Here is a 24,128-nt window from a genome sequence, read left to right on the forward strand (position 1 = left end):
CGTCAGTCCCGGGGCCTGAGGTCCAAAGCGATGTCCAAGATAGGCGACGAGTGGGTGAGTGCCCCGACCGACAGGTAGTCCACGCCGGTTGCGGCGTACCGGGCCGCCTCGGTGAGGGTCAACCCGCCCGTCGCCTCCAACTCGGCCCGGTCACCCACCGCCGCCACCACCTCGCGGAGCTGGTCCGGGTTCATGTTGTCGCAGAGCAGGAAGTCGGCCCCCGCCTCGACCGCCTCGACGGCCTCCGCCGTGGTGGTTACCTCCACCTGGACCGCGACCTCCGGAAACGCCTGGCGTACCCGCTGGTAGGCGGCGGCGATACCACCCGCCGCCAGTTTGTGGTTGTCCTTGATCATGGCGACGTCGTAGAGGCCCATCCGCTTGTTGGTGCCGCCGCCGGCCCGTACCGCGTACTTCTCCAGGATCCGTAGACCCGGGGTGGTCTTCCGGGTGTCCAGCACCATGGCCTTGGTACCGGTCAGCGCGTCGGCCCAGGCACGGGTGTGGGTGGCCACGCCGGACATGCGGCTGAGCAGGTTGAGCGCAGTCCGCTCGGCCGTCAGCAGCGACCGGGTCGGGCCGCTCACCGTCGCCAGCACGTCACCCCGGGCCACCCGCGCACCGTCGCGGGCCCTGATCACCACTTCGACCGTACGGTCACCGGTGGCCGTCAGCTCATCCGCCAGGTCGAACACCGCTGCCGCCACCGCCAGTCCGGCCACCACCCCGTCGGCCCGGGCGACCAGGTCGGCGGTGTCCACCTGCTCCGGTGGGATCGTCGCCCGGCTCGTCACGTCGATCCACTCCGGACCGAGATCCTCGGCCAGGGTGTCCCGCACGATCCGCTCCACGGCCGCCGGGTCCAACCCGGTCGCCCGTAGCGCTTCCACCGTGGACAACTTCATCGTGTCGCCTCCCAGGATTGCACCAGCCTGCCGTCCGAACCGATCGAGCTGACGAGGTGGCCGCGCCACTCGTCGTCAGCAGCCGGAAAATCATCCCGCCAGTGGCAGCCCCGGGTCTCCTGTCGGGCGTACGCGGCAGCCACCAGCGCCGAAGCCACCGTGACCAGGTTGGTCGTCTCCCAACTCGCCGTACCGGGCGTGCCCCGGCTCCGGCTCAGGGCGGTCAACTCCGCTGCGGTCGCCCGCAGCGAGCCGGCCGACCGGAGCACACCAGCCCCACGGGTCATCGCCCGCGCCAGCCCGGCGCGCACCGCTGGGTCGACCACGTCGCCCGAGCCGCCGACCCAGGCGCCGGTCGGTGCCGGATCCACCTGCGGCGGCAGGTCACGGGCGATGTCCTCGGCGATCCGACGGGCGAAGACCAACCCCTCCAGCAGCGAGTTGCTGGCCAGCCGGTTGGCGCCGTGCACCCCGGTGCAGGCGACCTCGCCGCAGGCGTACAGGCCGGGGATGGAGGTACGGCCGAAGAGGTCGGTACGGACGCCGCCGGAGGCGTAGTGCGCGGCCGGTGCCACCGGGATCAGGTCGACCGCCGGGTCGACCCCGATCGCCCGGCAGGAGGCGACGATCGTCGGGAAGCGCCGGTTGAGGAAGTCCTCGCCCAGGTGTCGGGCATCCAGGTAGACATGGTCGGTGCCGTGGGCCAGCATCACCCGGTGGATGCCCTTCGCCACCACGTCACGCGGTGCCAACTCGGCCAACTCGTGCTGGCCGACCATGAACCGTTTGCCGTCGCCGTCGACCAGGTGGGCACCCTCGCCCCGCAGTGCCTCGGAGACCAGGGGCTGCTGGGCACCACCGGACCCGGAGCCGCCCAGACCGGCCGGGCGCAGCAGCGCCGTCGGGTGGAACTGGACGAACTCCACGTCCGTGACGGCCGCACCGGCCCGCATCGCCAGCGCGACCCCGTCCCCGGTGGAGACGGTCGGATTGGTGGTCGCCGAGAAGATCTGGCCCATTCCGCCGGTCGCGAGTACGACCGCACGGCCGAGGATCGCCCCCACGCCGTCCTCACTGCCCTCGCCGAGCACGTGCAGGGTGATCCCGCAGGCCCGGCCGAGTTGGTCCGCGCCCTGACCGGCCGTACCGGGGGCGCGCAGCAGGTCCAGCACGAGCGCATGTTCGACGAGCCGGATCCAGGGGTCCCGGCCCACCGCCTCGTGCAGCGCCCGCTGGACCTCGGCGCCGGTGGCGTCCCCGCCGGCATGCACGATGCGATCTGCCCGGTGGCCACCCTCACGGGTGAGCATCAGCGACCCGTCCGGATTACGGTCGAACTCGGCCCCCACCCGCATCAGCTCGCGTAGCCGGGTCGGCCCCTCCTCGACCAGCACCTGAACAGCGGCGGGGTCACAGAGTCCCACCCCGGCGACCTCGGTGTCGAAGGCGTGTGCGGCCGGGGTGTCCAGCGGGTCCAGTACGGCCGCGATCCCGCCCTGGGCCCAGCGGGTCGAGCCGTCGTCGATGTTGACTTTGGTCACCACGGTGACGTGCAGACCGGCTTCACGCAGGTTCAGCGCGGCGGTGAGCCCGGCGATGCCCGACCCGATCACGATCACGTCGGTGGTCTCCACCCAGCCGGGTGCGGGCGCGGCCAGTCGGGCTGGCAACGCTGGTAGGTCGAGGGTCGACAGGCTCATCACCACAGTCAACCGCCCCGGTGGGGCGCGTGGCGCGCGGGGGCGGAGAAAGTGGGCCAGCGCGCTATTTGGTCAGGATCGGCAGCCCCGCCGGGCCAGCGTCCTTGAGCGATTTGGTCAGGGTACGGCTGCTGAGCCACAGGTAGCAGCGCACGCCACGGTTGCCGTACCCCCATTCCGTACGGGCACCGGGCCGGACCACGACGCCGGTGCGGTAGCGCAGGTCAGCGTCGGCCGGCACCCCGACGTACCCGGCGACCACCTTGCGGCACTCGTCGTAGAACCGCGTCCAGTCCTTGTCGGCGGCCGGGTACGCCATCTCGGGCGCCTGCCACACGCCCGCGAACTCGGTGTCGTGTTCCCGCGTGCAGTCGACCGGGGTCAGTGAGTCCAGGCGGCCGGCGGTGACCTTGCTCTTGAAGCAGCCGAGGTTGAGTGGCGAGGGGTCGGCCAGCGCCCCCTTCAGGCTGCCCGAACGGCTCTCCGGCTCCCGTGGACCGCCGACGTCGGCCACTTCCATCAGATCGCAGCGGAACCAACGGGCGCCCCCGGCCCAGGCCTCCCGCGTGGGCCGGGCCACCGCCAGCCAGAGCCGGCCGGTACGCCATTCGGCGCCGACGTACTCGGTGGCCTTGGCATCGCACTCCGCATAGGCGGCCCGTCCCTCGTCCGAGACCATGTCCGGGGCCTGGCCGGAGTCACCGGGGTAGTTGCCGACGTGCACGGTCTCCTGCCGATGGTTGCCCGCACAGTCGACGGGTGCGAAGTCCCTGACGGAGGGCGTCTCGTCGAAGACGGCCTGGTCGTGGCAGGCCCCGACCGGCGGGGTGAAGGGCGTCGGTGCGGGCGGTACGGCCCAGTCGTCGGTCAGGTCCCCGTCCGCCCCGCCCGGTGCACCGCAGGCAACCAGGAGCAGGCCGGTCGCGCCGGTCAAGGTCAAGGTGGTGAGCCAACGACGCATCGCGTTCCTCCCCGGGAGGCCACGGTCCAGACCTTCCCTGCAGGCTACGACAGCCGCGCCAACGAATCGACGAGGATGATCGCCCATCCCCGTCCGGCACCTGACAGGAAAGTACTTGCCTGACAGGAAAGCTACTAGTACTTTCCCACTAGGAAAGTGCTAGCCCGCCGACCAAGAGGAGGCATCGTGAGCAACCAGTCGATCCAGCCCGCCGAAGCGGCCAGTGCGCTGGCCGAAATCCAGGCGCGACGGGACCAGGTGATCAGCGAGTCGATGATCCCCAACTGGTACTGGGCCGCGATCGGCGTCCTGATGCTCGGCTTCATGGCGGCGATCGAGACCCGCCAGCCATGGGTGGTGGCCGTCGGGTCCGTCGGCTACGGCGTGGGCCTCACCCTCGTGATCACCAGGCTCACCAGGCGCCACCGGGCCCAGGTCAGCAACCGTATGCTCGGCGTACGTGGCGTACTGGCGATCACCGTGATGGCCGTCTCGCTGGTCGGCATCGGCCTGGCGACGGGCTTCGGCCTGGAGGCACTGGGTACACCGCGGCCGGCGACCATCTCAGGGGCGGTGACCGCGGTCGCCATGACGATCAGTGGCCCGCTGCTCATGCGCTACCTGCGCGGCGTGATGACCGCTCGCCCACTCGGAGAAGGCTGATGACCACGCACCGGTTCGACGAACTGATCCACGCCCCCACCCGTCTGTCCATCGTCAGTCTGCTGGCCGCCACCGAATGGGCCGAGTTCAAGTTCGTCCGGGACACCGTCGGCCTTTCCGACTCGGCGTTGTCCAAGCAGTTGACCACACTCGAAGAAGCGGGCTACGTGGAGATTCGAAAGGCATTCATCGGTAAGCGTCCACGCACCTCGGTGAAGCTCACCAGGACCGGCCGGAACGCCTTCTCCGGACATGTCGCCGCCCTCCAGCAGATCGTCGCCCGGTCCGGCGAGAACATCGCGTTCGACCGCTAGCATCGCCGCAACACGTGGACGGTCACGAATACGCAACACCGGAACGGCCCCTTGCCTCGACGCCATGCACCGAGCGGGGCCGTTCCAATTCCGTACGGACGAATGCGGTCAGCTCATCGCGGCGAGATTGCTACGGACCGGGTCACCCGCCATACCCGGCACCACACCGGCCGGATCGGCACCCAACTCGATGATCCGGTTCGCCGCGTCCACATGCACGATCCGGGGCCGGTAGGAACGCGCGGTCGCCTCGTCCATCTGCCCGTACGAGATGAGGATGACCAGGTCACCCGGGTGCACCAGATGCGCAGCCGCACCATTGATGCCGATCACGCCACTGCCACGCTCCCCCGGAATGACGTACGTCTCCAGTCGGGCGCCGTTGGTGATGTCCACAATGGCAACCTGCTCACCGGGGATCAGGTCGGCAGCGTCGAGTAGATCCTCGTCCACGGTGACTGAGCCGACGTAGTGCAGATCCGCCTGGGTCACCGTCGCCCGGTGGATCTTCGACTTCAACATCGTGCGGAACATCAGGATTCCTTCTCGTCGATCAGCGATTCAGCTGGGCAGGGATTGCGGATTGAGTTCGATGGCCAGGTTGTCGATCAGACGGGTGCTGCCCACCCAGGCCGCCACCAGCAGCCGCGCCGGTCCGGACACCGGTCCCGGTTCCAGATCCGGGTCGGCCAGGGCCAGGTAGTCCAGCCGTACGCCGGAGGACTCGTCGTCGAGGAGCCGACGACCGGCGGCGATGACGGCCTCGCCGGGCAGTCCGGCCTCGGCCGCTGCCGCCCCTTCGCGGAGCGCGGCGGACAGCAGCAGCGCCGCCTCGCGTTCGGCCGCCGAGAGGTAGCGGTTACGACTGGACAGCGCCAACCCGTCCGGTTCCCGGACCGTCGGCACACCGACGACCTCCACCGGCACGTCGAGGTCCCGGACCATTCGCCGGATCAGGGTCAACTGCTGGTAGTCCTTCTCGCCGAAGAACGCCAGATCCGGCCGGACGAGCTGGAACAGCTTCATCACCACGGTCAGCACACCCTCGAAGAAACCCGGCCGGCTGCCGCCCTCCAGGTCCTCGCCGAGGAGGCCGGGATCAACCCGGACCGCCGGCTGGCCGTACGGGTAGACCTCCACCTGCGCCGGCGCGAAGACCAGGTCCACCCCGGCGCGACGGCAGATCTCCACGTCGTCGTCCAGGGTGCGCGGATAACGGTCGAAGTCCTCGGTCGGCCCGAACTGGAGCGGGTTGACGAAGATCGTCGCGATCACCTGGTCGGCCCGCTCCCGGGCGGCCCGCAGCAACGCCTCATGGCCGGAGTGCAGAGCGCCCATGGTCATGACGACACCGACCGTCCCCGACATGGCGCCCCGCCGAGCAGCCAACTCGGCCCGGGTCAGTACGACGTCGGTCATGCCGGCCCCGGTTCGGTCGTCGCGTACATCCCGCTCACTGATGCCCCCGCTACGTTCACTCATGGCACCGTCTCCCGGTGCCGGTCGGCCAAAACACCCAGTAGTGCCACCGCGTCCGCCGGCCGGAGCCGCCCGGCCGCCATCGCCCGGTCGGCCGTACGCCGGGCCAGCGCCAGATATCCGGGTACGGATTCCGGCGCGGTGTCGGCGAGGCGGGCCAGGTGCCGGGCCACGGTCCCCGCATCGCCTCGGACGACCGGCCCGGTCAACGCCGCGTCACCGAGGCCCAGGGCGTTCTCCAGGGCGGCGCGCAGCAGTGGGCCGAGCACCTTCGCCGGATCCGCCACCCCGGCGTCGCGCAGCCGATCGACCGCCTCGTTGACGAGGGTGACGAGATGGTTCGCGCCGTGCGCCAGCGCCGCGTGGTACAGCGGCCGATCTTCCTCCGCCACCCACTCCGGTACGCCCCCAAGGTCGGCAATCAGACGCACGACGAACGGTCGCAACTGCGTAACGGTGGTGACGCCGTACGAGATTCCCGGCAGCCTGGCCAGGTCGGCCGGGGTGCCGGTGAAGGTCATCGCCGGGTGCAGCGCCAGCGGAAGGGCACCGGCCGAGGTCGCCCGTTCGAGCACGGCGAGCCCGTGCGCGCCCGAGGTGTGCGCGACCACCTGTCCGGGACGGAGTGCGCCGGCCTCGGCCAGATCGGCAACCACCGCGGCGAGCGCGTCGTCCGGCACCGCGAGGATCAACAGGTCGACGGCGGCCCGGGCCACCTCGTCGCCGGACAGGTTGGCGATACCGGGCAGAAGTTGGTTGATCCGGGTACGGGTAGTGTCGGATCGCCCGGACACGGCGACGACGGAGTGCCCGGCCCGGTTCAACGCGGCGCCGAGCACCGCCCCGACCCGACCGGCGCCGATCACACCGGCGGTCAACGGGCGGTGGGAACTGTCCGGGCCGGCGAAGAAAGCAGCCGGTGCCTCGGCAGCCCCGCTGGAACGTGCCGAATGCGGACGCAGCGGTGCGCTCATAGCGATGATCCAGTCCTCGGGAGTGGGTACCGGTCGATCGCAAGTATGCGCCGCCTGCGCGGATCCCCCACAAGGATGTGTGAAAACCTTCACCACCCCACGACGCCCAGCCGGGAACAGGGCGGACGTGACCGGCCACCCGGCCCGTAACCTCTGGTGATGCCCCACAGCTGGCGAAACGCGATGTCGGCGGCGCTCTACGGGCCGGACGGGTTCTTCGTGACCGGAGCCGGACCGGCGGCCCACTTCCGGACGAGTGTGCACGCCTCCCCGGCGTTCGGACTGGCCCTGCTGCGACTGCTCGACCGGGTCGACGCGGCACTGGGCCACCCCGATCCCCTGGACGTGGTGGACGTCGGCGCGGGCCGGGGCGAACTGCTCACCACGCTGGCCGGACACGCCACGCCCGAACTGCGCCGACGGCTCCGGCTGACCGCCGTGGAACTCGCCCCCCGACCGGGAACGCTGCCCGTCGGCATCGAGTGGCGGGCCACCCCGCCGGCCGGGGTAACCGGGCTGCTGCTGGCCACCGAATGGCTCGACAACGTACCGCTCGACGTGGTCGAGGCCGACCAGGACGGCTGGCGGCAGGTCCTGGTCGATCCGGCCACCGGCACCGAATCCCCCGGCGGACCGGTCGACCCGGCCGGGGCGGACTGGCTGGCCACCTGGTGGCCCACCGAGTCCACTGTGCCCGGCAGCCGGGCCGAGGTGGGCCTCCCCCGGGACGCCGCCTGGGCCGATGCGGTGGCCACCGTCGACCGGGGCCTGGCCCTCTGCGTCGACTACGGGCACCTGGCGACCAACCGACCGCCGGACGGCAGCCTCACCGGATTCCTCGCCGGCCGGCAGGTACCCCCGGTTCCCGACGGCTCCTGTGACATAACCGCGCACGTCGCCATGGACGCGGTGGCAGCGGCCGGCTCGTCGGCTGCCGGCCTCCCGTACACCCTGCTTCCACAACGGGATGCGTTGCGGGCGCTCGGTCTGCACGGCGGACGTCCCCCGTTGGCCCTGGCCAGCACCGACCCGGCGGCGTACGTGCGGGCCCTGGCCGCCGCCTCGGCGGTGGGCGAACTGACCGACCCGGCCGGGCTCGGCGGTCACTGGTGGCTGCTCCAGCCGGTCGGTGTCGACCCGACGGCAGTCGTGGCACGATGACCGTCATGACCACCGAAACCGGTTCGCTGCGTGAGCTGACCGTCGGCACTGGCGCAGGTCTCGTCGCCGGCATCGAGGACGACGGGCAGCAACTCGGCACCGACATGGTGCTCAACATCGGACCACAGCATCCGTCCACGCACGGCGTCCTCCGGCTCAGGCTGGTACTCGACGGGGAACGGGTGGTCTCCTGCGAGCCCATCGTCGGCTACATGCACCGGGGCGCGGAGAAGCTCTTCGAGGTACGCGACTACCGGCAGATCATCGTGCTGGCCAACCGGCACGACTGGCTCTCCGCCTTCTCCAACGAGTTGGGTGTGGTGCTGGCCGTGGAGCGGCTGATGGGCATCGAGGTGCCGGAGCGGGCGGTCTGGCTGCGTACCGCGCTGGCCGAACTCAACCGGGTGCTCAACCACCTGATGTTCCTCGGCTCCTACCCGATGGAGATCGGCGCGATCACGCCGATGTTCTACGCGTTCCGCGAGCGCGAGACGCTCCAGGCGGTCATGGAGGAGGCCTGCGGGGGTCGGATCCACTACATGTACAACCGGATCGGCGGACTCAAGGAGGAGGTCCCGGCCGGGTGGACCCGCCGGGCCCGGGAGGCGATCGGCGAGGTCCGTCGGCGGATGCCCGACCTGGACAACATCATCCGGCGGAACGAGATCTTCCTGGCCCGTACCGTCGGGGTGGGGGTGCTCACCGCCGAGCAGGCGGCGGCGTTCGGCGCGTCCGGCCCGGTCGGCCGCGCCTCCGGCCTGGACCTCGACCTGCGCCGGGACGACCCCTATCTGGCGTACGGGTCGCTGGACGTGCCGCTGGTGACCCGTACGACCGGCGACTGTCATGCCCGGTTCGAGGTGCTGCTCGACCAGGTGTACGTCTCGCTCGACCTCGCCGAGCAGTGCCTCGACCGGGTCGACCAACTCACCGGGCCGGTGAACGTACGCCTGCCGAAGGTGGTGAAGGCCCCGGAGGGGCACACCTACGCCTGGACCGAGAATCCGTTGGGCATCAACGGCTACTACCTGGTCTCACGGGGTGAAAAGACCCCGTGGCGGCTCAAACTGCGCACCGCGTCGTACGCCAACGTGCAGGCGTTGAGCACCCTGCTACCCGGCTGCCTGGTACCGGATCTGATCTCCATCCTCGGCTCGATGTTCTTCGTCGTCGGCGACATCGACAAATAGGTCCCGCTACCTTGGCGGAGGTGCCGACCGGGCTGGGTGGCCCGGCCGGTCAACGCCACCGGTATTCGTCGGAGTAGCCGCCGCCGTCCCGTTCCCTGCCATGCCCCCCGCGACGTGCGCCACCGGCCCGGGGCACGTCGTCCGCAGGCGGATAGCCGTACGCCTCCTCGTCGTCGGCGGACCGCCGGGACCGTACCGGCTCACGCTCGGATTCCCTCCGACCCGGGTGCCACGACGCTGACGGATCACCGCTGCGGGCCGGCAGCGCCGCTGCGCCGGTCCGCCGATCCCATCCCCCGCGCTCACCACGCGATCCGGGACCGTCACCGTCCTCCCGGCGATCCGACTGCCGGGGATCGCGCCACTCGTCCGCGCCCCGACCGCCGGGGTCCTCCCCCGGCCAGCCGCCCGATGCCCGGTGCCCGGTCCGTCGCTGGCCGTCCTGCGGCTCGTCCCACCCGGAGTCGTCCTGGTTTCCCGTCCGGCGGGGCTCTGATCGCCGTACCGCCGCCCACCGGTCCTCGACGTGCAACTGGGCGCCGGACTCGTCGGCGTGCGCGGCCGCCCGCCGCTCACCCATCCGGAGTTCCTGACCGTGCTCGTCACTACGTACGGACGCCCATCGGCCACCCGCCCGAAGGCTGGACCAGTACCCCTCGTCGCCGGTCCCCGGGGCGTCGTCGTGGTCGTACCGGCCCGGTCCCCGGCGGTCACCACCCCTCTCGCCGCCCCTCGGCTCACCCGCCCGCTGCTCGGGCGGGGAGTCCTCGTCACCGGCGGAGGCGCGTCGCTCCCGTCTCGGTGGCGGCTCGGACCAGTCGCCGTCGTCGTCCGCATCACGGCGATGGCCCCTGCCGCCGTAGACGGTGCTGCCGTACACGTTGCCGCCGCCGGGATCGTGCTCGGGCGGTCCGACGATGGTCTGCCTGGTGGTGACCTGGACGGTCTCGGTGTGTTGGACCACCCCGCTCGGCAGATGCGGCCTGGGCGGGTGCTCCCCGGCCGCAGGGGCGACCCGACGGGCGGCAGGCGGCGGTCCGGACGCCGGTCCACCCGCAACGTCCGCTTCCGGCATCGCGGCGTGCCCGCCGGCCCGGCCGTACGCTCCGGACGACACCGTCCCGGCATACTGACCGGCCGGGCGGGTGGCGCTCCGGTGTCCACCGACATCGGCCGGTTCTCCCTGCCCTGCATCCGGTCGGGGTGTCGTCTGCTGGCTACGGATCGCCTCGACGCTCTGCTGGACGGTGTGCAACTTCTCACCGAACGCCTTGTGCGTCGCACGAGCGGCGGTCTCGATGTCCTTGCGCAGGTCGGCCCGGAGATCTTCGATCTCCTCGGCCAGGATGTCCTCGATCTCGTCACGCACCGCGTTGGCGTCGGATCGCAACGCGATCGACAGTCCGATCAGGACGACGGCCAGGAGGGCGAGTACGGCGGCAACCCGCAGCACCCCGTTGCCGTCCCCTACCAGCAGTAACAATGCGGCGATCGGGGCCAACCCGACCCCGACCCAAAACAGCACGGTGAGCAGTGGTTTCCCGCGCGACTCTTCGATGGCTTCGGGGGAAGGCATGGCAGTGGAGCCTACCGACAGTTCCTGAACCAGGAAACCGGGCCGGTGCTGTCGTAGCACCGGCCCGGACTGCGAACCGATCCGGTCAGCTGGTGGCCAGTGTGCCGTCGGAGGAGAAGACCAGCCCGACGCTGGCCGCACCGGTGGTCAGCGCCGACTTGGTCTGCGGGCCACCGGCATCCAGCGAGCTGAACGAGCCTGCCTTGAAGTCGTAGACCTCGACCAGCCCGATCTGGCACTTGGGCCGCTGCGGGCACTCCGGCGGCCCGGCCAGCACCGTCGCCTTACCGGAGCACTTCGCGGCGAGGTCCGACAGCGTCCGTACGCCGTACCGGTCGGCGAACTCCTTGGTGACGGCGAAGGCGTTCTGGGTCTGGGCGGCGGCCGGAGCACCGAAGGAGAGCCCCACGCGCTGGCCCGCCGTCCGCAGGGCGGACACGGTCTTGTCCACGTCCGGGTCCGAGATCGCCGGCGCGTTGGCCCCGTTGAGCTTGCCGTTGAGGAAGTCGGCGAGGGTGGCCGCGTACTCCGGCACCACCTGGATCTCCCCCTTCTCCAGGGCCGGCTCGTACAGTTCACGGTTGCCGATCTGCTGGACCTTCACCTGGTATCCGGCCGAACTAAGTACAATCCGGTACAACTCACCCAGGATCTGGCTCTCCTTGAAGTTGGCCGCGCCGACGACGATCTCGCCGCCCGGCCCCTTCTCGATCCCGGCCGTCAGGTTGCTGGTGGCGGCGAACTCCTCGGCGGCGACCTTGGGGGTCTTACGGTCGATGTCGACCGCCTTGTTGAGCTTGATCAGCTTCTCGGTGTCGAGGGCGGCGGAGACCTTGTCCAGCGCGGCGATCAGCTGTGGGCCGGCGACCTTGCTGTTCACCGCCGGGATGATGTTGTCGGCGTTCTGGAGTTTCTTGTCGTCGGCAAGGACGACCAACTGGCTGCCGGCCACCGGGGCACAGCCCGCCCCTGCCGTACCGGCCTCCGGGGCAGCGGTGCCCGAGGAACCGGCATCGCCGCAGCCGGTGAGAAATCCCGCTGCGGCAAGGGCGCCTACCGCACCGATCGCCAGACGTGAACCCGCGCGCATATGAAGCCCGCCTTCCGTGTCCCGGCGCGGCCCATCGGGCCGGCCGCGTGTCCGACGGGCACCTGACATTGATGGGCACCCGCAGCTTCCACGAAACATCCTCATGGACGAACCGACAACCGGACTGCCCTTTTGTCATTTGATCGTCACGAAAGTTACTTGGAAAATGGTGCAATAAGCGCACGAATCAGACTCGCGTCAACCGCGTCGATCAGACAACTCAGGAATACGGCCGACCGTCGGCCGTCATACGCCGTCGACAACCCGTCACGCAATGTCATCGCGGGCGACGCCGATGACCGGCGAACGATCGGCGCCGTCGGGTGGTCAGTGACCGATCGGCACCGCCACCGGGTGGTCAGCGACCGACCGACGTCGTCACCGGGTGGTCAGCGAACGATCGGCGCCGCCACCGGGTGGTCAGCGACCGACCGACGTCGTCACCGGGTGGTCAGCGACCGGCCACCGCGTCCGCCGCCCGCCGGTCGGCCCGGGCGGTGACCCGGGTACGACGCAACGGGCGGGGCGTGACCAACCGCTCCACCCCGGCCAGGATCACCTCCACCAGCAACGCCAGCAACGCGATCAACACCCCACCGGCCAGGATCTGTCCACCGCCCACGGAGATGCCCAACCCGAAGCCGGCGCTGATGATCTGGCCCAGTCCACCGCCGTTGACGAAGGAGGCCAGGGCGGCGGTGGCAACCACCTGCACCGTTGCGGTACGGAACCCGGCGGCGAGATAGGGAACCGCCAGCGGCAACTCCACCCGACGCAGCAACTGCCCGGCCGACAGACCCATGCCACGCGCGGCATCCCGGGCCTCCGGATCGACCTGACGCACCCCGGTGTAGGCGTTCGCCAGCAGTGGCGGCACCGCGAAGACGGCCAGCGCGATGATCACCGGTGGCTTGCCGAAGCCGAGGAAGGTCAACGGCAGGATGGTCAACAGGGCGATCGTCGGGATGGCCAGGGTGAGGTTGGAGATCAGTACGACCAGGGCACCGCCCCGGCCGGTGTGTCCCAGCCACAGCCCGATCGGCCAGGCGACCAGACAGCCGATCGCCACCGCCGCCGCCGAGATGACGAGGTGCTCGCCGAGCCGGTCGAGGATCCCGCCGGGATTGGTCCAGTTGAGCGGGTCGTTCAGCCAGACCAGTGCCTGGTCGATCGGATTCATCGCAGCTCCCCCAGCATAGCGGTCACCGGGCAGCCGCCCGGCGGGAGATCCACGGGGTCAGCAACCGACCGATCCCGGCCAGCACGAGGTCGAGCACGAGTGCCAGCCCCACGGAGAGGACCGTGCCGGTGACGATCTCCGCCTTGTAGAAGTTGTTCCGGAACCCGGTGAGAATCAGGTCGCCCAGGCCCCCGTACCCGATCATGGCACCGACCGTGACCAGCGCGACCGTGGAGACCGTCGCCAGACGTATCCCGGTGATGATGCCGGGCAACGCCAGCGGCAGGTCGATCCGCAGCAGCAGACCGAACCGGCCGTAGCCCATCCCCAGCGCCGCCTCACGCGTTTCGGCGGGCACCTGGTTCAGCCCGGCCAGGGTGTTGCGGATCATCAGCAACAACGCGTAGAGCACCAGGGCGATCAGCACCGACGCGGGGTTGGTGGTGCCCACGTACGGCGCGACGAAGGCCAGCAGGGCCAACGACGGGATCGTGTAGAGCACACCGGATAGTGCAAGAATCGGACCGGTGAGGGGCCGGAACCAGTACGCCACGACGGCCAGCGGGACCGCCACCAGCGCGGCGATCGCCACGGCCTGGGCGGTGAGCATGACATGCTCCCCGAGCGCATCGAGGATGGTCTCCGAGTTGTCCCGCAGGTACTGCCAGGAAAACCACGGGTTTCCCGGGTCTTCCCGGTAGACCAGGCGGAAGGACATACGTGGACGTTACCCCGACGACCGACGCTACCGCTGTGCCCGGCACGTCGGCCGCCAGCGCCTCGGCGATCCGACTGGACGGGATCCGTAAGCAGTACCCGGACGGCACGGTGGCGGTCAACGAACTGAGCCTGGAGGTCGGGGCCGGCGAACTGGTCGTCCTCATCGGTCCGTCCGGCTGCGGTAAATCCACTGTGCTGCGCATGATCAACCGGCTCATCGAGCCGACCTCCGGACGGATCCTGCTCGACGACGAGGACATCACCCGGGCCGACCCGGTCCGACTACGGCGGCGGATCGGCTACGTGATCCAGAACGTCGGGCTCTTTCCCCACCAGACGATCAGCGCCAACGTCGGCACCGTACCGCGCCTGCTCGGCTGGTCCCGGGACCGCATCCGGAACCGGACGGCGGAACTGCTCGACCTGGTGGGTCTCGATCCCGGCCAGTTCGGTCGCCGCTATCCGCACGAACTCTCCGGCGGTCAACGCCAGCGGGTCGGGGTGGCGCGGGCACTGGCGGCGGACCCCGTCGTGCTGCTGATGGACGAGCCGTTCTCCGCCGTGGACCCGATCGTGCGGACCCGGCTCCAGGAGGAGTTCCTGCGGCTACAGGCCGAGGTACGCAAGACGATCGTGCTGGTCACCCACGACCTCGACGAGGCGGTCCGGCTCGGTGACCGGATCGCGGTGCTGTCGCAGGGCGGGCGGCTGGAACAGTACGCACCGCCGGCCACCCTGCTCGGCGAACCGGCCACTCCGTTCGTACGGGAGTTCGTCGGGGCTGATCGCGGCATCCGTCGGCTCGCCGTCACACCGGTCACCCGGGAGCTGCTGGCCCCCCTACCGGCCAACGGCACGGGTACGGACCTGCCCACCGTGCCGCTCGGCGCCTCGCTCTACGACGCGCTCGCCGGGTTGCTCACCGCCGCCGCCGACCGGGCACTGGTCCTCGACGGCGACCGGCCGGTAGGGGTCTTGACCCGACACCGGGTCCTCGATCTCGACGTCAGCTCGGCCGTCCCGAACCCGGGCGGCGGCCCAACGGGGTCAGTGCTTCATCAGATAGTCGATGAAGGCCGCCCGCAGTAGCGGCTCGGACTCCTCGTAACCGTGACCGGTGAACTCGCGAAACAGCGCCACCGCCTCGTCGATGGTCGGCCCGATCGAGTTGGGTGCCCCGTCCAGCGCCTCGGCCTCGTCGGAGTTCGGCAGCCGCTGCAACAGCTCCCAGAAGAATCCCAGGTCACGGCGCTCGCGGGCGAGGGCGAAGGCGCGCTCCCGGAGATCCTCAGTAGACAGCTCGTCCAGCTCGGCGAAGGTGGGACCAACCCGGCGCCCGGATGACGATTCGGTCATGAGGCAAAGCCTAGCCGTCGGCATCCGCCCCGGCACGGCGAGTCGCCGGGCGGCCCGCCGGCACTCGGCCGAGCCGTAGCTGTCGACACCTGGCCGAGCCGTACCGGTCAACGCTCGGCCGAGTGGTACCGGTCAACGCTCGGCCGAGTCCCAGCGGTCGGTGCTCCACGGGGCGGGCCGATGCTCGACGGGTTGGACGGGCAGGACGGTGGACCAGGGCTCCGGCCGGTCCTCCGTACCCGTACGCCAGTTGGGGCCGGGCGTCCACGCCTCCTCGGCGGGCGGCGGCGCGTCGAGCTCGGGACCGGGCCGGGCCACCCCGTACGACTCCACGAGCCGGGTCACTACCAGCCCGGCGGCCAGGGTGACGGCGGCGACGGCAAACCGTGAGATGTGCCATTCCTGATCATCCGCGTACGCGTTGAACAGGGTGAGGAGGACGACCGCCAACAGCGTGCCGAAGATGCCGCCCCGGCGGCCGAAGGCGCTGGTGCCCCCCAGTAGCGCGACGCCCACCGCCAGACCGGTCCACTCGATGCCCGGGGTCGGGGTCACCGTCCCGGCCCCGTTGGTGGCGATCAGCGCACCGCCCAGCATCGCGAGGAGCATCGAGGCCACGATCGCCGTCCCGGTGAAGAACGCGGCCACCCCGCCCGGGCGCCGTGCCGGGTCGGCGACCGGACGGAACCGGCCGACCGCGTGCCGAACCGTTCTGATGGCACCGAACACCCCACCGAGCAGCGCCACCGCCGCGAATCCAGCGAACAGGTGGATGGCTGTCCGGGTGGGATCGAATTCGCCCTGCACCTGTACGGGACCGGTCCGTTGCTGGATGAAGACGATGACCGCCAGACCGCCGGCCAGGCTGGCCGCCCAGCCCGGCACGTGCAGGCCCACCACCACGAACGCCGTCACCAGGCCGATGACCAGGACCGCGACCGTCGCCGGCAACATGGCGGTGACGATGCCCCGGTCCCCGTTCTCGGCCAGGTGCACCGCCGAGGCGATCGCGACCGGGCCGATCGCCAGATTGGGCGCACCTGCTCGCAGGCTCAGGCCGGCGGCGAGGACGAGCAGGCCGAGTGCTGCCCCGGTGACCAGCAACGAGTCGAGTGCCGCCCCGCGTAGCGTCTCCGGGCTGGCTCGGAAGAGCAGGAAGGCCAACACCACCACCGCAAGAAGCAGCGTGGTCTCCCAGAGAATGTGGACCCCGAACCGGTCCCGGCCGGACCCATCACCGGCTGGGCCAGCCGGGTACTCGTCCTCCGGATCGGATCGGGCGGCCGGTCCCCCGGAATTCCCGGACGACCCGCCAGGTTGAGCGGCAGGCTCGCCAGGTTGGGCGGCTGCCCGGTGCCGGGACGTCGATCCGTGCGGTTGTCCGGCCTCCGACTCGTCCGCTTCACCCCACTGTCGGGTCCCGGACGGGTTCTCGGCGGGAAGCCGGGCCGGCCGGTAGCCGCTGTTCTGCTGGTACGACGCTTCGCCACGGAGGCGCTGGCCACTGCGGGGTTCCGGACCGGGGTCGTGCCACGGGTCGTCCTGATCGCCCACATCGAACTGGTCCGTGCGGTCCGGGTCACGCGGCCGATAGATCGACTCGTCGTACGCCATGTCGCACGCCTCCCATGGTCGTCTCAGCCGACCATTCGCAGTCTCGTGGCGGTGTGCGGAACCCAGAACGGCCGCACTCGACCGGCGTCCGATCCGTAGACCTCTCGGATTCAGCCCGGTCGCAGGCACCGTACCCGGGTCTGCGTCCGAGCGTCACCCCCTGCTGGCGAACGAATTCCATCGACCGCTAGCCGCGTCGGTTGCCCGGCTCCTGCTCCTCCTCCGGCGGCTCCGGCACCCGACAGGACCGTTCCAGCCAGAGCGCCGCCGCCACCAGCGCCAGCGAGGCGACCAGGCCGGCGACCGCTGCGGGAACGTCGCTGGAGGCGGCCCGGGTCGGCTCGATGATCAGCCAGCCGGTGATCGCCGCGTAGAACCCGGCGAAGATCGACCCGGCCAGCGACGACGCCTTGGCCAGCACCGCGAAGCGGGCCACTGCCAACGGATCGACCGGCTCCCGACCCGGCCTACGGTCGATCCGGGCCCGGGTGTTCATCGCCGCGTACCCCTCGAGCACGGCAAGCCCGACGATCGTCACAGCGGGCAGCCACGGGAGCGGGGGAAAGTTCTGCTCGTAGTAGACGGCGCTGATCAGCAGCCAGGCCAGGGCGGCCGCACCCAGCCCGAACACCACGAGGGTGGCCGGCCGGGTCGGGCCCATCCGGGGTCGACCCGGTGCTGGCCCACGCGGCGGGGACTGTCGCTCGATCATGTCACCGCCTCGCCTTGCTCACGCGCGCACGACGCTCGTTCATCCAGTCGACTCTAACGGCAGATCGGCTCTCGGGCGCAGGTCCAGCACGTCCGTGGCCACCGGATCGGTGCCCATCAGGTCGGTCAGCCAGCCGTGACCGGGCAGTTGACCGTACGGCTGGATGTCGATCCATGGACGCAGCACGAACGCCCGCAGGTGGGCCCGTGGATGCGGCAGGGTCAGTTCAGGGTCGTCACTGAGTACGGGCTGCCCGTCCTCGTCCCAGACCGCGATGACGTCGACGTCTAGGCTGCGTGGCCCGAAACGGCGGGCCGGGTCCCGGACCCGACCGGCCACCCCCTCGATCGCCCGGGCCCGGTCGAGCCAGGCCCGAGGGGTCGCCGTCGGGTCGCCGACCAGCACCACCGCGTTCAGGTACGCCGGTTGATCGGCATCGCCCCACGGCGGTGTCTCGTACACCCCGGAGGCCACCAGGAGTACGTCCCGCAGCGCGGAGACGGCACCGCGGAGGTGACCGATCCGGTCGCCGAGATTGCTGCCGAGGGAGAGCACCGCCCGGGTCACCGGACCGCCCTCCGCCGCGTCACGGTGACCGCCACGTCGGTGAAGTCGTGGGGGATGGGGGCCTGCGGTTTGTGTACGGTCACCGTCGCCGCCCCGACCCGGTGGTCGGCCAGACACGCGGCGGCCAGCCGCTCGGCGAGGGTCTCGATGAGGTTGACCGGCTCACCGGTCAAGATGGCCACCAACCGACCGGCCAGTTCCCCGTAGTGGACGGTGTCGGCCACGTCGTCGGAGCGGGCCGCCGGCCCGAGGTCGAGTTCCAGGGTCACGTCGACGACGAAGTCCTGCCCCTGGGCACGCTCGAAGTCGTAGACACCGTGTCGGCCGCGCGCCCGCAGCCCGGTCAGCACGATCCGGTCGGTCATCGGGAACCTGCCACAGTCGCGACGAGCCGGGGACGGCCGCTGGCCTGCCACACCGCCAGGGCATCGACGGTGCCACGCACGTCGTGGACCCGTACGCCCCAGGCTCCGGCCGCCACCGCCAGCACGCTGGTGGCGATGGTCGCGGCCTCCCGTTCCCCGGTCGGTCGGGGCGTACCGTCCGGATCGGCCAGCAGCGCGCCCAGATACGACTTGCGGCTGGCGGCGAAGAGCAGTGGAAAGCCGAGCGTCAACAGTTCGGGTAGCCCGGCGGTGAGCCGCCAGTTGTCGGCCGGTCGCTTCGCGAAGCCGAGCCCCGGGTCGATCACGATGCGTTCGGCGGCGACACCGGCGGCGAGGGCGTCGGACACCCGCTCGGCCAGCTCGGCCCTGACGTCCGCGACCACGTCGGAGTAGCTGGCCAGTTCGCCCATCCGCTTGGAGTGTCCCCGCCAGTGCATCAGGATCCAGGGACAGTCGGCGTCGGCCACCACCCGGGCCATGTCCGGGTCGGCGAGCCCACCGGAGACGTCGTTGACCACCGTCGCGCCGGCGGCCAGCGCGGCGGCGGCCACGCTCGCCCGGGTAGTGTCGATGCTCATCGGTACCCCGGCCGCCGCCAACTCGCGGATCACCGGCAGGACCCGCGCGCACTCGGTCTGCGCATCGACCCGGTCGGAGCCGGGACGGGTCGACTCGCCGCCCACGTCGATCAGCTGCGCACCGTCGTGGTGCATCCGCATGGCATGCCGTACGGCAGAGTCGAGATCGGTGTAACGCCCACCGTCGGAGAACGAGTCGGGCGTGATGTTGAGGATGCCCATCACGACCGGCGAGTCCGATCTCAGCACTTCAGTCACGGCTAGACGGTACCTATCTGCGTTGCGCCGCACGCCAGCCCCATCGACTAGAACAGGTGTACGATCGTTCCTCCGAAAGCCCCATCGGGTGACGCTTTTCGCAGCTTGTTCGATCCTGGGGCGGCCCGTACGCTTTGCAGTTGCGCGACATCCAGTTGGCGAAGCTTGAGGGGATGGGCCGAAGCGGGAGAAAACGCCCAGAAAGCGTCACCATCGGTGGCGCGCTCGAAACGCAGGGTCAGATGACACCGCGTCCGACTCGGTGTTCCGACAGGGCTAGACAACTGCAGTGCCGCGGCTCCGCCAGCCGCGCCTTGGGGAGGTTCCAATGATCGCCATGGAGTTCGTGGAGACGGCGTGGACCAGCGTCACGCACGCCCTCAACACGCTTGCTCTCATTCCCGTGGCAGAGCCAGCTCCCGAGGGCATCAACACCGAGAACGTCGTAACCTTCTTCGCCAGCAAGATCGCGCCCATCCTGTTGGCCGTCCTCGGCGTGATCTTCATCGGCCGGGCCAGCCGCGGTGAGATCTCCAAGGTGCTGACCAGTTCAGCGATCGCGATCATCGGCCTCGCCTTCATCGCCGGCGCCGCAACGCTGTTCTTCGTCGGCGACTACCTCATCAACCTGATCTTCGAATAGGCGCGGGCACGAGATGCGGCTGCGCACCGACGACGACATCTACCGGGCCCGTCTGGTCTACCTCGGGCCGCCCGGATACACGCTGCCGGTGCACCTGCCCTACGCGCAATACGGCCTGTTCATCCTGCTCGTACCGCTCTTCATGTTCATCCACTGGCTGTTCACGCTCAACGTCGAGCTGTTCCCGGCCTGGGAGATCGCACTGGCGATCGTCACGACATCCTTCATCTTCCGCCACGTTGACCCCGACCGGCCCGCCCGCATGGTCATCCGCACCGCGCTGACCGACTGGCGGCGCACCCGGGAGCCGGCGCGCGAGCAGCGCGACCCCCGACTGGTCGCGACCCGCATCCGGGTCCGGGAGGAACTGGCATGAAGCAACCCAGTGGGCGAGTCGTCAGGCTCGGCGTGACGCGGTCGGTACGGCCGCGCGGAGCGAAGCGAGGCGGGCAGATGAACACATTGTCGTATCAGACACTGCAAACCACGCCGCCAAGCGAGGCCATGGCATGACTCGCCCCTCTCAGCCGGGTCCCCACAACCCGGCCGGCAGACCGGCTGACCGCAATGGTCACGGTGTGCGATCGATCAACTACCAGTACGCCGATTCGGACGAGGACCCCTCGGCTGACCCGTCCCTGGTCACCAGCCCGGGACACGGTGGGGTGGCGGTGTTCAAGGCACCCCAACCACCGGCCCGGTCCCGCTCTGCGTCACCGGCCGTCACCGAGGCACGGAGCCTGGGCAACAGCGAACACCCCGACATCGACTCCCCCTTCCTCGATCTCTTCGCCGGCGGACGGTCCCGCACCAGCCCGGCCACCCGGGTAGGCGCTGCCGAACCGGCCACCCGGGTAGGCGCTGCCGAGCCGCCCCCCCGGGGACGGTCCGCCGAGCCACCCATGCGGGCGGGCGCTGCGGATCCGTCCGCCCGGGTCGCGCCACAACGGGTCACGACCAACCCGCCGGCCCCGGCCAGCCGTACCCGCGCCACCGAGCCACCCACCCGGGTACCCCCACAGCGGGTCACGGCCAGCCCACCGGCCCCGCGCCGAGCTGGCTGGGGTGAGAACACGACCAGGCAGGCCACCCCGCCGCACACGAACACCGACCAGGCACCACCGACCAGCGAGCCGGCCAGCCGGGCCACCGGCCAGAGGGCTACCCGATCGACGTGGCCGCCGGAGGCCGGACCGGCAGCCGCCGCACCGGTCGTCGCCCCGGTGCCCGTGACCACCGAGGCACCCGTACGACCCGAGCCGGCCCTGGCACCCGGGCAGCCCGACCCCGAGCCGAGCCGTGGAGCCGACGGCTACGGGGCCGAACCGACCCGCGGTTACGCCCCCGAGCCGACCCGTGGTTACGCCCCGGGGCAGGCGACCGGACAGCCAGCGGCGTACGCCCCGGCAGCCCCGGGACCGGGGCCCGCCGACCAGGCCGAGCATCCGCCCCCGGCCCGTGCCCCCGAACCGTCGCGGAAGAAGTCGAAGGCACCGGCCAAGGGGGCGACGAAACCGGTCAAGGTCCGCGCGCCGAAGGTGAAGTTCCGCGACCGCGACCCGGCCATCGAGCTGGCGATCAGCGAGATCGCGGGGCACCTCACCTTCACCCCCAACACGGTCACCGCCTGGTACTGGCTGCCCGAGGTGCGTTGGGCGTTCCGCCCGGACGCCGAACGGGAAGCGCTGCTCTCGGCAATCTCCGAGCAGTACGCCGGCCTGGCCGGATTCCGTCTGCACCTGCGCCGGACCACCCGGCCGTTCCCGGCCGACGAATGGGCCCGGACCATCGACGGGTACACCCCGAACCCCCTGCCCAGCGTCCCCGGTGCGGTGAGCTGGTCCGACCATCTGGTCGCCGCGCAGCGCCACCTGCTCTCGGTCAACCACGCCGAGGGCCAGACCTACCTGGGTGTCACCTTCGCCCGCCGGTCACTGGGCAACTCGCTCTCCGAACGGCTGCTACGTACCTTCGGCCGGGGGGTCGCCGAGGGTGAGCGCCGCAAGCTGGGCCGCACCGTCGAGCAGTTCGACGAGGTGCTCGGCGCATTCGGCATGCGCGGCCGACAGGTCACCCCGCAGGAACTGGAGTGGCTGCTCTACCGCTCGGTGGCCCTGTGCATGGCACCGCCCGGCTCACTGTCCCCGGTCACCGGTGGAAGATGGGAACGCGGCGACCTGTTGGCCCTCACCGAGCAGGTCGAGCGGTACCGCACCCCGTACGGCTCCACCCTCAAACTCGTCAACCGGATGACCGGCGAGGAACGCCACGTCGCCGTACTCGCGGTCGGCCGGATGGAACCGCTGGAGATCCCGGAACGGCACGAGCCGTGGCTGCACTTCCACGAACGCCTGCCCTGGCCGATGGAACTCTCCACCCGGGTGGACATCCTCGGCCCCAACGACTCGTTCCGTAACCTGGAACACCGGCTACGGATGATCCGCTCCCAGCAGCTCGACTACGCTGAACACGGCATCGACGCGCCACCGGAACTGGAACGACTGGCCAAACGTGCCCTGGTGATCGGTGACGAGATGACCACCGGACTCCCGGTGGACTCCGCCCGCGCCCATGGCTGGCACCGCATCGCGGTCGGCGGACGCACCCGGGAGGAATGCCTCGAACGCGCCCGCCGGCTCATCCAGCTCTATTCACGTGAGCTACGGATCTCCCTACAACACCCCAAGAACCAGGACTGGCTGGCCCGGGAGTTCATCCCCGGCGAACCGATCGCCAACACCGGCTACATCCGTCGGATGCCGGTCAACCTGCTGGCCGCGGCCCTGCCCCAGGCGGCGTCGACCGTCGGCGACCGGCGCGGCGACCTCATCGGTCGTACCGCCGGGACCTGCCGCCGACCGGTCTTCCTCGATCTCCACTTCCCGATGGAGGTACGCGAGCGTTCCGGTCTCGCCGTCTTCGTCGCCGAACCGGGTGGTGGCAAGTCGACCCTGCTCGGCGCGTTGGGCTACCTGGCCGCCCGACGCGGGGTGCAGGTGACCCTGCTGGACCCGTCCGGCCCGTTGGCCCGGCTCTGCGCGATGCCCGAGCTGCGACCGTACTCGCGGGTGCTCAACCTCACCGGCTCGGAACACGGGACGCTGGCACCGTACTCGCTGATCCCGACCCCGCTGCGGTCCGAGTTCCCGACAGGGGCCGCCGGGGACCGGGAGTACGAGATCTCCGTCTCCAACGCCCGGGCCGAGCGGCGGATGCTCGTACAGGACATCTGCATGATGCTGGTGCCGCCGCAGGTCGCCCGGGAGGCGTCCACGGCAACTCTGCTCCGACACGCGGTACGACAGGTGCCGGCCGAGGAAACCTCCACTCTGGACGACGTGGTCGCCTGTCTGAGCGGGCTGGACGACGACGCCGGACGGGAACTGGCGAACCTGCTCCTCGACACCGCCGAGATGCCACTGGCGCTGCTGTTCTTCGGCCGTCCGCCGGAGGGGCTGCTCGGGGCCGACGCCGCGCTGACGGTCATCACCATGGCCGGGCTCCGGCTACCCGACCTGAAGATCGAGCGGGAGTACTGGTCGGCTGAGGAGGCCCTGGCCCTGCCGATGCTGCACACCGCGCACCGGCTGGCCGTACGCCGTTGCTACGGCGGATCGATGAGTTCACGGAAGATGGTCGGGCTCGACGAGGCCCACTTCATGGAGGGCTGGCGCTCCGGACGCTCCTTCCTGGTCCGGCTCGCCCGTGACTCCCGTAAGTGGAACCTCTCGGCGCTGGTCGCGTCGCAGAACCCACGCGACATCCTCGGGCTGGACGTACAGAACCTGGTCTCCACCGTCTTCGTCGGCCGGATCGCCGAGGACAGCGAGATCGCATCCGAAGCGCTCCGCCTGCTCCGGGTACCCGTCGACGACGGTTACGAGGCAACGCTTGCTTCATTGTCTAGTGTGGATTCATCATCGGCTTCGAGGCTCGGCTTCCGGGAGTTCGTCATGCGTGACGTGGACGGGCGGGTGCAAAAGGTACGGGTGGACGTGTCGTACGTCGAGGGGCTGCTCGACTATCTCGACACCACCCCGACGACAGCGACAGCCACCCAGTCGACCCTGCCCGCCAGCATCGCGGACCTGGAGGCGTGAG

At 70.4% G+C, this 24,128-nt stretch carries 24 protein-coding genes; 8 read left to right on the forward strand and 16 right to left on the reverse strand.

Annotation, left to right across the window (positions count from 1 at the left end):
* Nucleotides 1-2 precede the first annotated feature (2 nt).
* From nadC to ACFQ4H_RS06740, 3 genes are all read right to left on the reverse strand, one after another.
* Nucleotides 3-905, reverse strand: coding sequence for a carboxylating nicotinate-nucleotide diphosphorylase (nadC, locus tag ACFQ4H_RS06730; protein ID WP_377568111.1), 903 nt, complete (start codon nt 903-905; stop codon nt 3-5).
* Entirely contained in the window at nt 902-2,605 is a 1,704-nt protein-coding gene (locus tag ACFQ4H_RS06735) for an L-aspartate oxidase (protein WP_377568113.1), read from the reverse strand. The genes nadC and ACFQ4H_RS06735 overlap by 4 nt, the downstream gene beginning before the upstream one ends.
* A gap of 64 nt (nt 2,606-2,669) precedes the next feature.
* Nucleotides 2,670-3,566 carry a septum formation family protein gene (locus ACFQ4H_RS06740; protein WP_377568115.1) on the reverse strand — a complete coding sequence of 299 codons (897 nt, stop codon included), beginning with the start codon at nt 3,564-3,566 and terminating at the stop codon, nt 2,670-2,672.
* Between the two features lie 186 nt (nt 3,567-3,752).
* Here ACFQ4H_RS06740 and ACFQ4H_RS06745 point away from each other — a divergent pair, with 186 nt between their 5' ends.
* A complete protein-coding gene (locus ACFQ4H_RS06745; RefSeq protein ID WP_377568117.1) occupies nt 3,753-4,229 on the forward strand; it encodes a hypothetical protein in 477 nt (158 codons plus the stop codon).
* Nucleotides 4,229-4,543, forward strand: a complete 315-nt coding sequence (locus ACFQ4H_RS06750; RefSeq protein ID WP_377568119.1) for a winged helix-turn-helix domain-containing protein — start codon at nt 4,229-4,231, stop codon at nt 4,541-4,543. Before ACFQ4H_RS06745 ends, ACFQ4H_RS06750 begins: the two co-directional genes overlap by 1 nt.
* A gap of 108 nt (nt 4,544-4,651) precedes the next feature.
* Here the strand turns inward: ACFQ4H_RS06750 and panD are convergent, their stop codons facing one another.
* From panD to ACFQ4H_RS06765, 3 genes are read right to left on the reverse strand one after another with little or no spacing between them, the layout of a single operon-like run.
* Complete coding sequence (gene panD / locus ACFQ4H_RS06755) at nt 4,652-5,077, reverse strand: aspartate 1-decarboxylase (RefSeq protein WP_377568121.1); 426 nt, start codon at nt 5,075-5,077, stop codon at nt 4,652-4,654.
* A gap of 27 nt (nt 5,078-5,104) precedes the next feature.
* Nucleotides 5,105-5,962 (reverse strand): pantoate--beta-alanine ligase, encoded by an 858-nt coding sequence (gene panC / locus ACFQ4H_RS06760; protein ID WP_377568247.1) that lies wholly within the window; start codon nt 5,960-5,962, stop codon nt 5,105-5,107.
* Nucleotides 5,963-6,021: 59 nt separating this feature from the next.
* Nucleotides 6,022-6,996, reverse strand: a complete 975-nt coding sequence (locus tag ACFQ4H_RS06765) for a Rossmann-like and DUF2520 domain-containing protein (protein ID WP_377568123.1) — start codon at nt 6,994-6,996, stop codon at nt 6,022-6,024.
* A 159-nt stretch (nt 6,997-7,155) separates the two neighbouring features.
* Here ACFQ4H_RS06765 and ACFQ4H_RS06770 point away from each other — a divergent pair, with 159 nt between their 5' ends.
* On the forward strand, nt 7,156-8,157 hold the full coding sequence (locus tag ACFQ4H_RS06770; RefSeq protein ID WP_377568125.1) for an SAM-dependent methyltransferase: 1,002 nt from the start codon (nt 7,156-7,158) through the stop codon (nt 8,155-8,157).
* On the forward strand, nt 8,154-9,347 hold the full coding sequence (locus ACFQ4H_RS06775) for an NADH-quinone oxidoreductase subunit D (RefSeq protein WP_377568127.1): 1,194 nt from the start codon (nt 8,154-8,156) through the stop codon (nt 9,345-9,347). Before ACFQ4H_RS06770 ends, ACFQ4H_RS06775 begins: the two co-directional genes overlap by 4 nt.
* 49 nt (nt 9,348-9,396) lie before the next feature.
* Here ACFQ4H_RS06775 and ACFQ4H_RS06780 read toward each other — a convergent pair whose 3' ends face one another.
* The 4 genes from ACFQ4H_RS06780 to ACFQ4H_RS06795 form a co-directional block, all read right to left on the reverse strand.
* Complete coding sequence (locus ACFQ4H_RS06780) at nt 9,397-10,923, reverse strand: hypothetical protein (RefSeq protein ID WP_377568129.1); 1,527 nt, start codon at nt 10,921-10,923, stop codon at nt 9,397-9,399.
* An 85-nt stretch (nt 10,924-11,008) separates the two neighbouring features.
* Complete coding sequence (locus ACFQ4H_RS06785) at nt 11,009-12,013, reverse strand: glycine betaine ABC transporter substrate-binding protein (RefSeq protein ID WP_377568131.1); 1,005 nt, start codon at nt 12,011-12,013, stop codon at nt 11,009-11,011.
* Nucleotides 12,014-12,464: 451 nt separating this feature from the next.
* Nucleotides 12,465-13,193 carry an ABC transporter permease gene (locus ACFQ4H_RS06790; RefSeq protein WP_377568133.1) on the reverse strand — a complete coding sequence of 243 codons (729 nt, stop codon included), beginning with the start codon at nt 13,191-13,193 and terminating at the stop codon, nt 12,465-12,467.
* 22 nt (nt 13,194-13,215) lie between these two features.
* Nucleotides 13,216-13,911, reverse strand: coding sequence for an ABC transporter permease (locus tag ACFQ4H_RS06795; RefSeq protein WP_377568135.1), 696 nt, complete (start codon nt 13,909-13,911; stop codon nt 13,216-13,218).
* Between the two features lie 2 nt (nt 13,912-13,913).
* Between ACFQ4H_RS06795 and ACFQ4H_RS06800 the strand changes: the two genes are divergently transcribed.
* Entirely contained in the window at nt 13,914-15,002 is a 1,089-nt protein-coding gene (locus tag ACFQ4H_RS06800; protein ID WP_377568137.1) for an ABC transporter ATP-binding protein, read from the forward strand.
* Here ACFQ4H_RS06800 and ACFQ4H_RS06805 read toward each other — a convergent pair.
* From ACFQ4H_RS06805 to folP, 6 genes are all read right to left on the reverse strand, one after another.
* Nucleotides 14,961-15,269, reverse strand: a complete 309-nt coding sequence (locus ACFQ4H_RS06805) for a hypothetical protein (protein WP_377568139.1) — start codon at nt 15,267-15,269, stop codon at nt 14,961-14,963. The genes ACFQ4H_RS06800 and ACFQ4H_RS06805 overlap by 42 nt on opposite strands.
* A gap of 132 nt (nt 15,270-15,401) precedes the next feature.
* Nucleotides 15,402-16,883: an ABC transporter permease gene (locus ACFQ4H_RS06810; protein ID WP_377568140.1), complete on the reverse strand. Its 1,482-nt coding sequence runs from the start codon at nt 16,881-16,883 to the stop codon at nt 15,402-15,404.
* A gap of 187 nt (nt 16,884-17,070) precedes the next feature.
* Nucleotides 17,071-17,544 (reverse strand): DUF3180 domain-containing protein, encoded by a 474-nt coding sequence (locus tag ACFQ4H_RS06815; RefSeq protein ID WP_377568249.1) that lies wholly within the window; start codon nt 17,542-17,544, stop codon nt 17,071-17,073.
* 90 nt (nt 17,545-17,634) lie between these two features.
* On the reverse strand, nt 17,635-18,162 hold the full coding sequence (gene folK, locus ACFQ4H_RS06820) for a 2-amino-4-hydroxy-6-hydroxymethyldihydropteridine diphosphokinase (RefSeq protein WP_377568142.1): 528 nt from the start codon (nt 18,160-18,162) through the stop codon (nt 17,635-17,637).
* On the reverse strand, nt 18,159-18,527 hold the full coding sequence (gene folB / locus ACFQ4H_RS06825; protein WP_377568144.1) for a dihydroneopterin aldolase: 369 nt from the start codon (nt 18,525-18,527) through the stop codon (nt 18,159-18,161). The genes folK and folB overlap by 4 nt, the downstream gene beginning before the upstream one ends.
* On the reverse strand, nt 18,524-19,348 hold the full coding sequence (gene folP, locus ACFQ4H_RS06830; protein ID WP_377568251.1) for a dihydropteroate synthase: 825 nt from the start codon (nt 19,346-19,348) through the stop codon (nt 18,524-18,526). The genes folB and folP overlap by 4 nt, the downstream gene beginning before the upstream one ends.
* Nucleotides 19,349-19,712: 364 nt before the next feature.
* On the opposite strand from folP, the gene ACFQ4H_RS06835 reads away from it, so the two are divergent.
* The 3 genes from ACFQ4H_RS06835 to ACFQ4H_RS06845 all read left to right on the forward strand — a co-directional run bounded on the left by ACFQ4H_RS06835 (nt 19,713) and on the right by ACFQ4H_RS06845 (nt 24,127).
* On the forward strand, nt 19,713-20,027 hold the full coding sequence (locus ACFQ4H_RS06835; RefSeq protein WP_377568146.1) for a hypothetical protein: 315 nt from the start codon (nt 19,713-19,715) through the stop codon (nt 20,025-20,027).
* Between the two features lie 13 nt (nt 20,028-20,040).
* Nucleotides 20,041-20,403, forward strand: coding sequence for a hypothetical protein (locus tag ACFQ4H_RS06840; protein WP_377568148.1), 363 nt, complete (start codon nt 20,041-20,043; stop codon nt 20,401-20,403).
* A 133-nt stretch (nt 20,404-20,536) separates the two neighbouring features.
* Nucleotides 20,537-24,127, forward strand: coding sequence for an ATP-binding protein (locus tag ACFQ4H_RS06845; RefSeq protein ID WP_377568150.1), 3,591 nt, complete (start codon nt 20,537-20,539; stop codon nt 24,125-24,127).
* Nucleotide 24,128: the final 1 nt, after the last annotated feature.

It is taken from the genome of Micromonospora sonneratiae, from assembly GCF_042679305.1.
Classification (GTDB): domain Bacteria; phylum Actinomycetota; class Actinomycetes; order Mycobacteriales; family Micromonosporaceae; genus Micromonospora_H; species Micromonospora_H sonneratiae.

Bases quoted from the DNA above. Each gene is read 5' to 3' on its own strand.
- ACFQ4H_RS06805 (WP_377568139.1), bottom strand. From the start codon at position 15,269: ATGACCGAATCGTCATCCGGGCGCCGGGTTGGTCCCACCTTCGCCGAG.
- ACFQ4H_RS06775 (WP_377568127.1), top strand. From the start codon at position 8,154: ATGACCGTCATGACCACCGAAACCGGTTCGCTGCGTGAGCTGACCGTC.
- folP (WP_377568251.1), bottom strand. From the start codon at position 19,348: ATGGGCATCCTCAACATCACGCCCGACTCGTTCTCCGACGGTGGGCGT.
- ACFQ4H_RS06735 (WP_377568113.1), bottom strand. From the start codon at position 2,605: ATGAGCCTGTCGACCCTCGACCTACCAGCGTTGCCAGCCCGACTGGCC.
- ACFQ4H_RS06790 (WP_377568133.1), bottom strand. From the start codon at position 13,193: ATGAATCCGATCGACCAGGCACTGGTCTGGCTGAACGACCCGCTCAAC.
- ACFQ4H_RS06750 (WP_377568119.1), top strand. From the start codon at position 4,229: ATGACCACGCACCGGTTCGACGAACTGATCCACGCCCCCACCCGTCTG.
- ACFQ4H_RS06795 (WP_377568135.1), bottom strand. From the start codon at position 13,911: ATGTCCTTCCGCCTGGTCTACCGGGAAGACCCGGGAAACCCGTGGTTT.
- ACFQ4H_RS06815 (WP_377568249.1), bottom strand. From the start codon at position 17,544: ATGGGCCCGACCCGGCCGGCCACCCTCGTGGTGTTCGGGCTGGGTGCG.
- ACFQ4H_RS06780 (WP_377568129.1), bottom strand. From the start codon at position 10,923: ATGCCTTCCCCCGAAGCCATCGAAGAGTCGCGCGGGAAACCACTGCTC.
- nadC (WP_377568111.1), bottom strand. From the start codon at position 905: ATGAAGTTGTCCACGGTGGAAGCGCTACGGGCGACCGGGTTGGACCCG.
- panC (WP_377568247.1), bottom strand. From the start codon at position 5,962: ATGACCGACGTCGTACTGACCCGGGCCGAGTTGGCTGCTCGGCGGGGC.
- ACFQ4H_RS06770 (WP_377568125.1), top strand. From the start codon at position 7,156: ATGCCCCACAGCTGGCGAAACGCGATGTCGGCGGCGCTCTACGGGCCG.
- ACFQ4H_RS06840 (WP_377568148.1), top strand. From the start codon at position 20,041: ATGCGGCTGCGCACCGACGACGACATCTACCGGGCCCGTCTGGTCTAC.
- ACFQ4H_RS06810 (WP_377568140.1), bottom strand. From the start codon at position 16,883: ATGGCGTACGACGAGTCGATCTATCGGCCGCGTGACCCGGACCGCACG.
- ACFQ4H_RS06785 (WP_377568131.1), bottom strand. From the start codon at position 12,013: ATGCGCGCGGGTTCACGTCTGGCGATCGGTGCGGTAGGCGCCCTTGCC.
- ACFQ4H_RS06740 (WP_377568115.1), bottom strand. From the start codon at position 3,566: ATGCGTCGTTGGCTCACCACCTTGACCTTGACCGGCGCGACCGGCCTG.
- ACFQ4H_RS06835 (WP_377568146.1), top strand. From the start codon at position 19,713: ATGATCGCCATGGAGTTCGTGGAGACGGCGTGGACCAGCGTCACGCAC.
- panD (WP_377568121.1), bottom strand. From the start codon at position 5,077: ATGTTCCGCACGATGTTGAAGTCGAAGATCCACCGGGCGACGGTGACC.
- ACFQ4H_RS06845 (WP_377568150.1), top strand. From the start codon at position 20,537: ATGACTCGCCCCTCTCAGCCGGGTCCCCACAACCCGGCCGGCAGACCG.
- ACFQ4H_RS06765 (WP_377568123.1), bottom strand. From the start codon at position 6,996: ATGAGCGCACCGCTGCGTCCGCATTCGGCACGTTCCAGCGGGGCTGCC.
- folB (WP_377568144.1), bottom strand. From the start codon at position 18,527: ATGACCGACCGGATCGTGCTGACCGGGCTGCGGGCGCGCGGCCGACAC.